This window comes from Pseudoalteromonas sp. APC 3691, from assembly GCF_030408135.1.
Lineage (GTDB): Bacteria > Pseudomonadota > Gammaproteobacteria > Enterobacterales > Alteromonadaceae > Pseudoalteromonas.
In genome coordinates this window covers 1-13,560 of the sequence record NZ_JASDCB010000058.1, presented here as the reverse complement: position 1 = coordinate 13,560, position 13,560 = coordinate 1, and the positions used below count along the sequence as shown (strand labels likewise).

The 13,560-nt window shown below is 40.4% G+C and carries 11 protein-coding genes and 1 pseudogene; 11 read left to right on the top strand and 1 reads right to left on the bottom strand.

Annotation, left to right across the window (positions count from 1 at the left end; translation table 11 throughout):
• Positions 1 to 188 precede the first annotated feature (188 nt).
• Positions 189 to 2,045 carry an FTR1 family protein gene (locus QL998_RS15975; RefSeq protein WP_290193060.1) on the top strand — a complete coding sequence of 619 codons (1,857 nt, stop codon included), beginning with the start codon at positions 189 to 191 and terminating at the stop codon, positions 2,043 to 2,045.
• A 112-nt stretch (positions 2,046 to 2,157) separates the two neighbouring features.
• Here QL998_RS15975 and QL998_RS15970 read toward each other — a convergent pair whose 3' ends face one another.
• The gene (locus QL998_RS15970; protein WP_024604831.1) at positions 2,158 to 2,394 is read right to left on the bottom strand and encodes a hypothetical protein; all 237 of its coding nucleotides are present in this window, start codon (positions 2,392 to 2,394) and stop codon (positions 2,158 to 2,160) included.
• 405 nt (positions 2,395 to 2,799) lie between these two features.
• On the opposite strand from QL998_RS15970, the gene hisG reads away from it, so the two are divergent.
• The 10 genes and pseudogenes from hisG to QL998_RS15920 form a co-directional block, all read left to right on the top strand.
• Complete coding sequence (hisG, locus tag QL998_RS15965; protein WP_007580644.1) at positions 2,800 to 3,699, top strand: ATP phosphoribosyltransferase; 900 nt, start codon at positions 2,800 to 2,802, stop codon at positions 3,697 to 3,699.
• Between the two features lie 5 nt (positions 3,700 to 3,704).
• Positions 3,705 to 5,006, top strand: coding sequence for a histidinol dehydrogenase (hisD, locus tag QL998_RS15960; protein WP_290193051.1), 1,302 nt, complete (start codon positions 3,705 to 3,707; stop codon positions 5,004 to 5,006).
• A complete protein-coding gene (gene hisC, locus QL998_RS15955) occupies positions 4,996 to 6,105 on the top strand; it encodes a histidinol-phosphate transaminase (protein ID WP_290193050.1) in 1,110 nt (369 codons plus the stop codon). The genes hisD and hisC overlap by 11 nt, the downstream gene beginning before the upstream one ends.
• Positions 6,102 to 7,163, top strand: a complete 1,062-nt coding sequence (gene hisB / locus QL998_RS15950; protein ID WP_290193049.1) for a bifunctional histidinol-phosphatase/imidazoleglycerol-phosphate dehydratase HisB — start codon at positions 6,102 to 6,104, stop codon at positions 7,161 to 7,163. The genes hisC and hisB overlap by 4 nt, the downstream gene beginning before the upstream one ends.
• Positions 7,160 to 7,750, top strand: a complete 591-nt coding sequence (gene hisH / locus QL998_RS15945) for an imidazole glycerol phosphate synthase subunit HisH (RefSeq protein WP_041454940.1) — start codon at positions 7,160 to 7,162, stop codon at positions 7,748 to 7,750. The genes hisB and hisH overlap by 4 nt, the downstream gene beginning before the upstream one ends.
• A gap of 33 nt (positions 7,751 to 7,783) precedes the next feature.
• A complete protein-coding gene (locus tag QL998_RS15940; RefSeq protein WP_011330113.1) occupies positions 7,784 to 8,512 on the top strand; it encodes a 1-(5-phosphoribosyl)-5-[(5-phosphoribosylamino)methylideneamino] imidazole-4-carboxamide isomerase in 729 nt (242 codons plus the stop codon).
• Between the two features lie 553 nt (positions 8,513 to 9,065).
• Positions 9,066 to 10,133 carry an efflux RND transporter periplasmic adaptor subunit gene (locus tag QL998_RS15935; protein WP_024604825.1) on the top strand — a complete coding sequence of 356 codons (1,068 nt, stop codon included), beginning with the start codon at positions 9,066 to 9,068 and terminating at the stop codon, positions 10,131 to 10,133.
• Positions 10,134 to 10,144: 11 nt separating this feature from the next.
• Positions 10,145 to 10,579, top strand: a complete 435-nt coding sequence (locus QL998_RS15930) for an efflux RND transporter permease subunit (protein ID WP_290193048.1) — start codon at positions 10,145 to 10,147, stop codon at positions 10,577 to 10,579.
• Entirely contained in the window at positions 10,576 to 13,215 is a 2,640-nt protein-coding gene (locus QL998_RS15925) for an efflux RND transporter permease subunit (RefSeq protein WP_290193047.1), read from the top strand. The genes QL998_RS15930 and QL998_RS15925 overlap by 4 nt, the downstream gene beginning before the upstream one ends.
• A gap of 218 nt (positions 13,216 to 13,433) precedes the next feature.
• Positions 13,434 to 13,560: pseudogene (locus QL998_RS15920) on the top strand (IS5/IS1182 family transposase); the annotation flags it as partial.

Here is a 13,560-nt window from a genome sequence, read left to right as displayed (position 1 = left end):
ACAAATTGTTATCCTTTTTATTTATCTGCTTTGTTTAAATTAATCCGCTTGAAATGTAAATGAAAACAATTATAATTTTGGCTTTTCCTCTACAGGGCTTTTCGATGTCCATAAATAATTCTCACATGTTTCTAAATTTGGTTTCTCTGGGCAAACGACAATTTCAATGTTTTTTTATGCTTTTTATAATGGTCATGGCAAGCTTTAGTGTTTCAGCCTCGCCTAATGAGCAAACAAAAATAAAACAAATTGCACAGCTTGCAGAGTATGTAGGTGTTGATTACGTGGCAGCTGTTGGGAATGGTGAAATACTCGACCCCGACGAATATCAAGAAATGACTGAATTTTCGAACGTCATTATTGACCAAGCTGGACAGCTATCAAGCCAAACAAATGAGTTTGGTACAGTAAAGGCACAAGCTAAAGCCCTGCATTCAGCGATTGCCAATAAAGCGAGTGTTGCCGATGTACGTGCAGCAAGCTCAGCGCTTCGTGAGTCGCTACTGACCTTTATGCCGCAACTATCGTTACCTACATCACTACTTCCTGTTGAGCAAACTAAAGCGCTTTTTGCTGCTAACTGTTCAATGTGTCACGGCCCAAGTGGTCAAGGCGACGGCCCGCTTGCAAAAAACTTATCGCCAGAGCCTACCAACTTTACCGATGAAGAACGCGCAACTAACCGCTCATTAATGGGTTTATTTGACGCTGTAAGTAACGGTATTAACGACACGCCAATGGTTGCTTTTACTCAATTTAATGAACAACAACGTTGGTCTTTAGCTTTTTATGTAGGTAGCTTGGCATTTAAAGATGTTCAAAAACCACAAAATGTAGAACAAAACATTACCGCTTCGCAGATTGTAAACTTAAACCCTGCACAATTATCGGCAGGTCAAAGTGAAGCACAAGCTCATTACGTTAAATGGCTTCGTGGTAATCCAGAGCAACTATTTACCGGTAAAAAGAATCCGATAACGGTTACTCGCACGCAGTTACTTGCAGCACAAGCCGCGCATGCTAAAGGCAATTACTCACAAGCAAGTGATTTAGCAATTAGCGCTTACCTAGATGGCTTTGAGCTTGTTGAAAACAACTTAAATGCCTACGACGAAACACTGCGTAAAAACATCGAAGTACAACTGATGAACCTACGCCAAACATTTAAAAACGAGAAAGATGCAGCCATCGTTGACGAAAAAGTAAGTGCAGCGCTAGCTCAACTCGCTAAAGCAGATAGCATGCTAAACGAAACCAAACTAACTGACGGTGCGCTACTTTCAGCAAGTTTAGTTATATTACTGCGAGAGGGCTTGGAAGCTCTACTTGTTGTTATTGCCCTTATGACTGTGCTTATTAAAACTAAACGCCAAGACGCACTTAAATATGTACATGTTGGTTGGGTAACCGCACTTATTGCTGGTGGCTTAACATGGGCTGCGGCGCAAACATTAATAGAAATAAGTGGTGCAAGTCGCGAAGTTATGGAAGGTGCTGGTGCATTGTTTGCCGCTGTAATTTTACTGTATGTTGGCGTATGGATGCACAGTAAAACCAGTGCGCAGCAATGGCAAAAATACATCAAAGACAATATAGATAAGCGTCTTGAGTCGGGTACATTATGGGGATTAGCTGGGCTTTCTTTTATTGCCGTTTACCGTGAAGTATTCGAAACAGTGCTGTTCTACCAGTCATTATTAACACAAAGCTCGCCTGCTCAATATTCATCTATTGCATCGGGTTTTGCCATCGGTGTAGCAATACTGGCTATTATTACGTGGGTATTAATTAAATACTCAATTAAATTACCGGTTGCTAAGTTTTTTGCAATTACCACTTACCTATTATTTGCACTCTCGTTTGTGCTTATGGGCAAAGCAGTTATTGCACTGCAAGAGGCCGATATAATAGGTATTGCATCACTGCCAATGAGCTTTGATATTGCATGGCTTGGTATAAAATCAACATGGCAAGGTATTGTGGCTCAAGTATGTGTGTTCGCTATATTTAGCTTTTATATATTTAAAGGCAAAAACCAAGAGTAATGCCTATCTGCTTAAGAGTTTAAGCTAATTGGCATAGGCAAAATACATAGTAAAAAGGCCCGCAAGGGCCTTTTTGCGTTAATTGCTTATGTATTTAGTAAAGTTGGTATTATCAAGCCCATGTATCTAAATGGGGGTTTTCGTCATCATCTAGGTTAGACTTTTTTTTATTATTTTGATCATCAAGCATATTGAGCTTTTTCTTTTTTTGTAACTCACGCCTTTTTTTATTCTCTAATTCAACTTTTTCAGCGGCAGCCCCACTTTGCACACCCGCAATATGAAAAGCACTTTTTGACTCAACTTCTAGCCTAGTTATTCTTCCTAAATAAGGGATCATAATATCCATAAGTACTTCCTTATTTTTTCATTTTATTCATTAACCACTTGGTTTGAGTAATAAACAACCAATTATTGGCGAAAATTGCGCTTATTATCTTAATAGTATCGACAGTTATAACATATGCTTTAATTAAGCTAAAAAAAACTTGCCATAATATAGCTGCTTATGTTTTTATGAATGCGAAATTTATTTAAACAGATAACAAAACAACGGGCAGTTACATAGGATAAAAAATGCGCTTAAACCTGACAACAGTACATCATCACCACCATTCACCGGAATAACCTGTCAGGTCTTTCGCTGAGAGGTTATTCCTAAAAGGAACCTCTGGCGATTCAAATAACATTGATTCATTTTCGCCCTGAGGTTCCCCTCGGGGTTTTTAGTTTTTAAATTAAAGGAAAATGAATAATGAACAACAGTAATCGTCTACGTATCGCCATCCAAAAAGGCGGCCGCCTATCTAAAGATTGTCAAGATCTGCTTAAACAGTTAGGTGTTAAACTTAACCTTCGTGAACAACGCTTAATTGCACACTCAACTAATATGCCAATTGACGTACTACGTGTGCGCGATGACGATATTCCGGGTTTAGTAATGGACGGTGTATGTGACTTAGGCATAGTTGGCGAAAACGTACTTGTAGAAGTTCAAGCAGAACGTGAACGACAAGGTGTTCCAAGTGAAGTAACCAAACTTTCAAAACTAGACTTTGGTTACTGTCGTCTTGCACTTGCATGGCCACAAGAGCTTGGCGCTCGCGATAAGAGCTGGTTTGAAGGCAAACGTATTGCGACTACCTACCCAGAAATCTTAACTCAGTGGTTAAAGCGCGAAGGCATTAACGCAAGTACAGTAATGCTTACGGGTTCTGTTGAAGTAGCGCCGCGTGCAGGTTTATCTGATGCAATTTGTGATTTAGTATCTACTGGCGCAACACTTGAAGCTAACGGCTTAATTCAAGGCGAAACAATTTTAGAATCAAACGCGTGTTTAATTCAAAATAAAGATCTGCAAGACGCTGACAAACTAGCACTAATCAATAAGCTTATGCCGCGCCTACGTGGTGTTAGACAAGCTAAAGAAAGCAAATACATCATGCTACACGCACCAAAAAACAAACTTGATGAAATTTGTGAAATTTTACCTGGTTCTGGTCAACCGACTCTACTTGCCCTTGCGGGTAATGATGAATACGTAGCACTGCACATGGTAAGCAGCGAAACATTATTTTGGGAAACAATGGAGCAGTTAAAAGCCCTAGGCGCTAACTCTATTTTAGTTATGCCAATTGAAAAAATGATGGAGTAAGTACCATGCTTCGTTGGAATGAGGAATCTTCACAAGTACAAGCAGCGGCGCTAATGCGCCCTGCAGTTTCTGTAAGCGCAAAGGTTGAAGCTATATGTAAAACTATTTTAGCTAAAGTAAAAGAGCAAGGCGACGAGGCTTTGCTAGACATGGCTAAAGAGTTTGATAATAGAGCGAATCCACGTTTACGTGTGCCGCTTGATGAAATAAACGCATCTGAGCAGGCGCTCAGTGCAGAGCTTAAGTATGCCATTGATACCGCTTATGCAAATGTAAAATGTTTTCATGAAGCGCAATTACCTAAAGATATTAAATTATCGACCCAACCGGGCGTTGTGTGTGAACTGAAATATCAAGCCATCGAAGCTGTTGGTATATATGTACCCGGTGGCAGTGCACCGCTGCCATCATCGGTTATTATGCAAGGTGTATTAGCCCAATTAAGCGGTGCAAAAACCGTTGTACTTGCTACCCCCGTACAAGACGATAAGGCCATTAACCCCGCTATTTTATACGCAGCAAAATTATGCGGCATTACCACGCTAATAGAAAGTGGTGGCGCAGGCGCAATTGCAGCAATGGCTTATGGCACAGAGTCAGTGCCTAAAGTAAATAAAATTTTTGGCCCAGGTAATAGCTTTGTCACTATGGCTAAGCAACTTGTGGCGCAAACTGTACCTGGCATGGCCATTGATATGCCAGCAGGCCCATCTGAAGTATTAGTTATTGCAGATGAACGTGCAAACCCAGAATTTATAGCCGCCGATTTACTCTCACAAGCAGAGCACGGTGCTGACTCGCAAGTTATTTTATTATGTAACAGCGAAAGTATTATAGAACAAACTCAGCAGGCGCTTACTCGCCAACTTGCTAAATTAAGCCGTAAAGAAACCGCCGAGCAAGCCTTGGCTAACTCGTCACTTATTTTAGTTGACTCAGTCGCACAAGCGTTTGACGTATCAGCGCAGTACGGCCCTGAGCACTTAATTTTGCAACTAGCAGACTCCACACCCTACCTAAATAAAGTTAAAAATGCGGGCTCAGTATTTGTGGGCGATTATACGCCTGAATCGGCAGGCGATTATGCATCAGGTACTAATCACGTATTACCAACCTATGGTTATAGCGCAAGCTATTCTAGCTTGAACTTACTTGATTTTTTTCGCACCTACACAGTGCAAACAATTACTAAAAGTGGTTTAACCCAGCTGTCAAAAGCTATTTTACCCCTTGCAAATGCCGAGGGCCTTGATGCTCACGCAAATGCGGTTTCAATTCGTTTAGAGGCAATTAAAAATGAGCAATGAGAGCGCACAAGCGTCTAGCTTATTACCTAAGAATATTGCAGCGCTTGCTGCTTACAGCTCAGCTAAAAGTGAAAAGTTAAGCGGCACAACTTGGTTAAATGCCAACGAAAGCCCCTATGCTAAAACCATCCAGCTGAGTGCTGAAGATTTAAACCGCTATCCAGATCCACAACCACAACTGGTTATTGACCGCTACGCGGCGTATGCAGAGCTTGAAAGCGAAAACGTGCTAATGACCCGTGGTGCCGACGAAGGCATAGAGCTTTTAGTGCGAACATACTGCGAAAGCGCAAAAGACAGCATTGCGCTATTTTTGCCAACTTACGGCATGTATAAAGTCACTGCCGATACACACAATGTCGCCATTAACGCACTAACACAAGCGCAATTATTAAATGGCAGTGTTGATGAAATAGTAGATGCGGTTGGCAGCTCAAAATTGGTATTTATTTGTAACCCAAATAACCCCACAGGCAGCTTAACCCCACTTGATAAAGTGACAGCAATTGCAACAGCACTTGCAGATAAAGCATTGGTTATTGTTGATGAAGCCTATATAGAATTTTGCCCAGAGCAAAGCGCTACAAAATTAATAAACCAATTTAGTAATGTAGTGGTGCTACGTACCCTTTCAAAAGCATTTGCACTGGCAGGCCTTAGAACCGGTTTTACGCTTGCACAAGCAGCAACTCTTGCGCCAATTCGTAAAGTAATAGCGCCGTATCCGGTATCTGGCGTAGTAGCAAGTATTGCAGCGCAAGCAATTGCTCCCGATGCAATTACCTCAATGCGCCGCCAAGTGATTATTTTAAACGCTTTAAAAGCTAAACTTGTACAGTGGCTAAGTGAATCGCCTGCTGTATTAAAAATTCTCACTGGTGAAGGTAACTTTGTTACTTTAAAGTTAGCCGATAAAAACTATTTTAAAATCGCACTTGAGCAAGGTTTGGTTATGCGCGCTTTTACCTTATATGGTGAAAGCGACTGGCTACGCATTTCAATTGGTAGCGAACAAGAACTTAAACAAGTAAAAATTTGGCTTGATGGCCTAGCATTGCCAACAGCCTCAGCAATTTCAGCACAACAGGAAGTATCATGAGTAACCCCTATTTATTTATTGACCGCGACGGCACCATAATTGAAGAGCCAATTACCGATAAACAGGTAGACAGCCTTGAAAAGCTGGCGTTTTTACCCGGTGTAATGCCCGCATTATTACAATTACAAGCAGCAGGCTATCGCTTAGTAATGGTATCTAACCAAGATGGTTTAGGCACCGACAGCTTTCCTACACAGGATTTTGACATAGCACAAGACAAAATGATGGAAATAATGCAAAGCCAAGGCATTAGCTTTGACGAGGTATTAATTTGCCCACACTTTGACGAGCAAAACTGCGATTGCCGTAAACCTAAAACAGGTTTACTTACCGAGCTAATGCGTTCTGGCAAAGTAGATTTAGCGCGCTCTTTTGTAATTGGCGACCGTGAAACTGATATAGGCCTGGCGCAAAATTTATGTTGCGAAGGTATTTTGTACGATGGCGATTGGAGTGCAATAGTTACTAAACTAACTACCGCAAACCGCGAGGGCCGCGTTACACGTAATACCAAAGAAACTCAAATAGATGTAGCAATAAACTTAGATCAAACTAAAAACGGCAGTATAGATACCGGCCTTGGCTTTTTTGATCATATGCTTGATCAAATTCGCACCCACGCCAACATTGGTTTAAACATTAAAGCCAAAGGCGATTTGCACATAGACGAGCACCACCTTGTTGAAGACATAGGTATTGCTCTAGGTGTTGCACTTAAACAAGCCTTAGGCACTAAATCGCAAATTGCTCGCTATGGTTTTGCCCTGCCAATGGATGAATGTAAAGCCGAAGCACAAATTGATTTATCGGGGCGTGCTTCGTTTGTACTTAACGCTAATTTTAGCCGCGAAAAAGCAGGCGATTTAGATGTACAAATGGTTGAGCATTTTTTCAAAAGCTTAAGCGATAACGCCGCAATTAGCCTAATTTTATCGGTAAGCGACGGTAACTGCCATCATCAAGTAGAGGGTTTATTTAAAGCTTTTTCTCGCGCACTGCGCATGGCAATAGCGCAAGATATTAGCCAGCAAACTGCTAGCTCTAAAGGGTGTTTATGATTGCGATAATAAATACCGGGTGCGCTAATATAAACTCAGTGCGTTTTGCCTTTGAACGTTTAGGACAAACGCCAACTGTAATTACCTCTCCAGAGCAGTTAGCGGGTTTTGAGCGCGCTATATTACCCGGTGTTGGCCATGCTTCGGTTGCCATGAAACGCTTAGTAGATAACGGTTGGCAACACGCTATAAACGAATACCAGCGCCCGCTAATGGGTATTTGCTTAGGTATGCAGTTACTGTGCGAAAGCACCGAAGAAGGTAACGTGCAGTGCTTAGGTAAAATACCTGGGCATGTAACAGCGCTTGATGTAGGTCAACTTACGTCACCGCATATGGGCTGGAACAATTTAACCATAAATAAAGAGCATGCCTTAACAAAAGGACTAACACCAGACGAGCAAGTGTACTTTGTACACAGCTTTGCGCACACGGTAAACAACGCCACATTAGTAAGTGGCGAGTACGGACAACGTTTTTCGGCCATAGTGGCCAAAGATAACTATGCCGGCATGCAGTTTCACCCAGAGCGCAGCGCTAAAATAGGCGCGCGTTTATTACAAAATTTTGTTGATTGGCAGTTGTAGGCTGCCCCTCATCTATTAATAAAGAGACACACTGTGATTATTCCAGCATTAGACGTATTACAAAATCAAATTGTGCGCTTATACCAAGGCAAATACGAGACTGTACAGTTTTACCCATTCGAGTTAGGCGCGCGTTTAAAAGAATACGCCGACAGCGGCGCAGGTAAACTTCACTTAGTTGATTTAGAAGGTGCCCGCGATCCAAGTAAAAAACAGTGGCAACACATTCAAGCGGCTACAAAAGCACTTAATGTGCCGTATCAAGTTGGCGGTGGCATTCGCTGTGAGCAAGATGTAAGTGATTGGCTAAAAGCCGGCGCAAACCAAGTGGTTATTGGCTCAATGGCGGTTGAAAAACGCGAACAAGTTAAAGCCTGGATTGAGCAGTTTGGCGCAGAGCACTTTGTTATTGCCCTTGATGTAAATAAAACAGCCACTGGCTGGGCTCCGGCAACCCATGGTTGGCTAACTGAATCTGAGTTTGGTTTACTTGAGCTAGTAGATTTTTATGCTAACTTAGGTGTTATCGATTTTTTATGTACGGACATCAGTAAGGATGGCACCATGACCGGCCCATCGTTCGCGCTGTACGAGGATTTAATTAAGCATAACTCAACTATTAAAGTACAAGCATCTGGTGGCGTAAGCTCACTTGATGACATTAAAAAGCTCAAAGAGTTGGGTATTGGCGGTATTATTTTAGGTAAATCACTGCTCGATGGCGCCTTTAGTGTGGAAGAAGCACTAGCAGTAACACGCTAAGAATCTAATATATATACAAAAAAGCACAGTACCTATACTGTGCTTTTATTCATTAACTTAATTATTAAGCAACACCTCAGGTAAAGCCCTTAACCTAGCCTCATACAGTACTTAAAGTAGCCCTAGCAATATGGTAAGCTCTTTCAAACTCGCAATTTTGCAACATAATATACTTACCTGTATCACTGAGTTACACAATCGCACAAACAAAAACATTAACGCACAGATATATTAACGCATTGAATTTACAATGATATTCTTAATAATATGCGCTAAAGTATACTCTTTGTATAACAAATATTAAATTAACATTATAATAACAATTATAATTGCAGTATTTGGCTTTATAGCGTTTACTTCTAATAACAACATAACAATACAGAATTACACTCAATCGATTTGGTATAATTATTCATAAGTCGTTGGGAAAGTTAATAAAAGCAATGGTGATACTCCTTATAAGTAATAAGGTTATTAATAGTTACACAGTTTGTTGTAGGTTTACCGGTTTATATAGTTTAAGCGTACCTGATTTTTATAAAAGGCATAAAATATGAATATAAAACATGTAGTAAAAAATCGATATACGCTAAGCATTGCATTAGCAGTACTACTGTCGGGCTGCTCTGAGCCTGAGGTAGATACAAAAATTGAAAAGGCCCCAAAGCCTGTTAAATTAATTACCATTAAAGATACTGCGCAATCAAACATTCTTACTTATCCTGCTACTGTCGATGCGATAAAAAGCGCAAAGTTGGCATTTCAAGTTGGCGGTAAAATAGACAAACTCAATGTTATTGCAGCGCAATCCGTATTAAAAGGTGACGAACTGGCATCGTTAGAAAAGCGTAACTTTATTAACGAAGTAAACTCTACAAAAATACAGTATGAAACAGCTAATAATGACTTTGATCGCGGAATTAAGCTCTCTAAAGATGGCGTAATTTCGGCTAGAGATATAGAGCAGCTAAAATCGAAAAAAGAAGTTGCTCAATCTCGCTATGACTCAGCAAAAAAAGCACTGACAGACAGTACTTTAGTTGCCCCTTATGATGCAATTGTAGCCGCTGTACCAGTAGAGGCGCTTGAGAATGTAAATGCAGGCCAGCATATAGTTACTTTATTTGGTAAAGGCGAAATGGAAGTGGTTGTTAATATTCCATCTTCTATTGTTGCCACCGTTGACTCGCGTACAGACAGCCGTGCCTTTGTACTTTTAGAATCAGCTGCTAATACTCCTATTCCTGCTACATTTCGTCGCGCTAATTTAGAAGCTGATACGTCTAGCCAAACTTATGAAGTTAGGTTTTCATTTGCTGTACCGCAAAACCTAAATATTTTACCCGGCATGAATGCCAGTTTACGTATCGAATTTGATAATAAGTCGACTACAAATGAAATTACTCTGCCTACATTTGCTATTTTTGAAGAAAATGGCCAGCACTATGTATGGGCAGTAAGTGAATCTATGATCGTGAGTAAAACGGTTGTCACCTTAGTAAACGGTATTGGTGAAGAACTAGTTGTTACCAGTGGTATAAAAGCCGGCGATGTAATTGTTGGTGCCGGTGCAAATTATGTAACCGATGGTATGAAAGTACGCGCTTGGACTAAGTCATAGGAGCTTGAGTAATGGATTTAGCAAAGTGGACTATTAATAACAAACTCATTAGTACCATAATTATTATACTGACGTTAGGCTTTGGCTTCTCTTCATATAAAAACATGGCACGATTTGAAGACCCTGAGTTTATAATTCGTACCGCACAAGTGTTTGTTCCTTACTCTGGTGCGAGCCCTTTAGAGGTAGCCCGAGAAGTAACTGAGCCTTTAGAGCGTGCTATTCAAGAATTGCAGGAAATTGATAGCATATCGTCTACCTCTTCATCGGGTATGTCTGAGATCAAAGTTGAGATTAAATCGGAGTTTTCGCCGACAAAGTCTGAGCTACAGATAATATGGACCAAACTAAGAAATAAAATTAATGATGCTCGCCCTTCCCTTCCCTTCCACCAGGTACAGGTACGCCACAAATATTTGACGATTTTGGCGATGTATATGGTTTGAGCTATTTAATTACAGCCGAGGGTTACTCTCCTGATGAGCTGCATGCTTACGCTAAAAACCTGCAAAGTGATATTTTACAAGTTAAAGGCGTTGCTAAAGTAGCCATGACCGGTGTTCAACAAGAAGGTATTTTTGTTGAAATAGCCCGTGAAGATTTGGCCACTTTAGGTAGCTCAATCAGTAATATTTATTCAATTTTAGATAAGCAAAATACAGTAATAAGTGCCGGTAATACGCAAATTGGTGATCAACGTATTTTTATAGATCCAACCGGCTCTATTAATTCTATTGAAACAATACAAAATCTATTAGTGAGCGCCACCAATGACGGTAAAGCTATATATTTAAAAGATATTGCTAATGTATATCGTGGTTTTCAAAGCCCAGCAACTAAACTTGTACGTTACAACGGGCAACCGGCAATTTCTTTAGGGGTTGCCAGTGTGCTTGGTACTAACGTTGTTAAAGTGTTTGAGCGCGTAGATGAGCGCGTTAAACAAGCTGAAAACGTGAGACCCATTGGTATAACAGTGCATGAATATTATCATCAAGGTAAGGTTGTTCAGGCATCGGTAGATAACTTTGTAGTAAATGTAATTGTGGCATTAATTATTGTTGTTGTTACTTTACTTGTATTTATGGGGCTGCGCTCTGGGCTTGTTATTGGCGCAGTATTACTACTGACTATTTTTGCCACGCTAGCAACCATGGACTTTAGCGGCATACCCATGCACCGAATTTCACTTGGGGCATTAATTATTGCTTTAGGGATGATGGTTGATAATGCCATTGTTGTCACCGAGGGAATACTGGTGGGTACTAAACAAGGGCGCAAAAAGCTAGAAATAGCATCTGAAGTTGTAAAGCAAACAAGGTGGCCTTTATTAGGCGGCACTTTGGTAGGTATTGTGGCCTTTGCACCTATAGGTTTAGCACCGGGTGATACTGCCGAATTTACTGGGCATTTATTTTGGGTTATTTTAATTTCTTTACTTTACAGTTGGTTATTTGCAATTACCCTAACGCCACTATTTTGTTTTTGCTTGTTTAAAGAACAAGATAAAGACACCTCTACAACAGCTAAGCCTAATATGATTATGGCGGCTTATCAATCCATTGTTGTTAGCTCGCTTAATCATCGCTGGTTAACAGTTGCTGTAGTGATATTTACTTTTAGTGCATCAATGTGGGGATTTCAGTTTGTAAAATCTGGGTTTTTCCCAGCCTCTACAACACCACAAATGGTAGTAGATTTTTGGTTACCGCAAGGAACTGATATCGAAAAAACCAAAAAAGATATGATCAAGCTTGAATCCTTTATTCAACAACAAGAGAGTATTGAGGGCCTACAAACCTTAATTGGTGGTGGCGGTTTACGATTTATGCTTATTTATGGAGCAGAATCACCAAACAGTTCTTATGGCCAAATATTAGCTAAAGTAGATGACTATAAAGTGCTTGATACTATGATCCCTAAAGTACAAGCGTATATAGATGACACCTTCCCAGAAGCGCAGGGCAAAGTATGGCGTTTTGTAATGGGACCCGGAGGTGGTTCTAAAATTGAGGCTACATTTAAAGGGCCAGAACCCGCAGTAATTCGTGAATTAGCCGATAAAGCGAAAGCAATCATGATTGATGACGGCGGTGCACTCTCAATTAAAGATACTTGGCGCCAGCAAGTTAGGGTTATTGAACCGCAATACTCGCCAATTAATGCCCAGCGTGCAGGTGTAACACGCAAAGCAATTGCTGAAGCGTTACAACAAAACTTTTCTGGTAAAACGGTTGGCCAATATAGAGAAGGTGAAGAGTTAATTCCTATTATTGTTAGAGCTCCCCTAAAAGAGCGCTCGAATGTTAATGATATAGGCAACATTCAAATTCCTAGCCAAATCACAGGTAAAACAATCCCATTAGAGCAAGTTACTAATGGATTTAAAACCGTATGGCGTGATGGTATTTTAAAGCGCGAAGATAGAATGTGGACAATTAAGGCTCAAGCCGATCCACTTCCTGGGCAGCTTGCATCTGAATTATTTAATCGAGTAAGGCCACAAATAGAAGCGATTGACTTACCTGCCGGTTACACATTGGAATGGGATGGTGAGTATGGGCAATCAAAAGAGTCAAATGAAATGCTTGCATCAACACTACCACTTGGCCTTTTAGCTATGGTGCTAATTGTAGTGGTGTTATTCAATGCTTTAAAACAACCTATTATTATTTGGCTTGTGGTACCGCTGGCTCTTATAGGCGTGGTATTTGGCTTAGTAACAACTCAAACCCCACTTGAGTTTATGGGGATATTAGGATTGCTCTCTTTATCTGGTCTACTCATTAAAAATGCCATTGTATTGGTTGATCAAATGGATATGGAAATTAAGCAAGGTAAACCACGTTATGATGCCATTGTCGATTCGGCTAATAGCCGAGTAAGACCAGTAATGATGGGAACACTAACAACAGTACTTGGGGTAATACCGCTTTATTTTGATGCGTTTTTCCAATCAATGGCGGTTGTATTAGTATTTGGCCTACTCTTTGCCACATTACTAACCTTAATTGTTATACCTGTGCTTTACGCTATTTTTATGGGCGTTAAAAAGGATGAACGTACGCCAGTTAATGCCTAAGGTAATAAACTAAATATTGCAAAGTAAATAAAATATACGGCCAGCTAATGTAAAATATTATCTGGCCGCATGCTTTTTTATACCCAACCCACAACATAAAATATCGCTCTATGCTGTTTATAAATAACTAGGGCGTGTTGATCTTTGTGGTATGAAAAACAAACAGCATGAAGATAAGGTATAATTGAATTCGCCAGAAAACTTTACACCGAACCTACATGCCAAGATTAATGTTAACAGACGGGACATGGAATGTCTTATCAAAAGTAATGTACTTAAGTGGTCGAATTTATAATAAGCCCGACCATAGAAAAACGCTCGAAGGCATACTTTATAAGATGCGCA

Excerpts from the sequence above, each read along its gene's own strand:
- QL998_RS15935 (WP_024604825.1), top strand. The coding sequence starts at position 9,066 with ATGAATATAAAACATGTAGTAAAAAATCGATATACGCTAAGCATTGCA.
- hisG (WP_007580644.1), top strand. The coding sequence starts at position 2,800 with ATGAACAACAGTAATCGTCTACGTATCGCCATCCAAAAAGGCGGCCGC.
- hisC (WP_290193050.1), top strand. The coding sequence starts at position 4,996 with ATGAGCAATGAGAGCGCACAAGCGTCTAGCTTATTACCTAAGAATATT.
- hisH (WP_041454940.1), top strand. The coding sequence starts at position 7,160 with ATGATTGCGATAATAAATACCGGGTGCGCTAATATAAACTCAGTGCGT.
- QL998_RS15930 (WP_290193048.1), top strand. The coding sequence starts at position 10,145 with ATGGATTTAGCAAAGTGGACTATTAATAACAAACTCATTAGTACCATA.
- hisD (WP_290193051.1), top strand. The coding sequence starts at position 3,705 with ATGCTTCGTTGGAATGAGGAATCTTCACAAGTACAAGCAGCGGCGCTA.
- QL998_RS15970 (WP_024604831.1), bottom strand. The coding sequence starts at position 2,394 with ATGGATATTATGATCCCTTATTTAGGAAGAATAACTAGGCTAGAAGTT.
- QL998_RS15975 (WP_290193060.1), top strand. The coding sequence starts at position 189 with ATGGTCATGGCAAGCTTTAGTGTTTCAGCCTCGCCTAATGAGCAAACA.
- hisB (WP_290193049.1), top strand. The coding sequence starts at position 6,102 with ATGAGTAACCCCTATTTATTTATTGACCGCGACGGCACCATAATTGAA.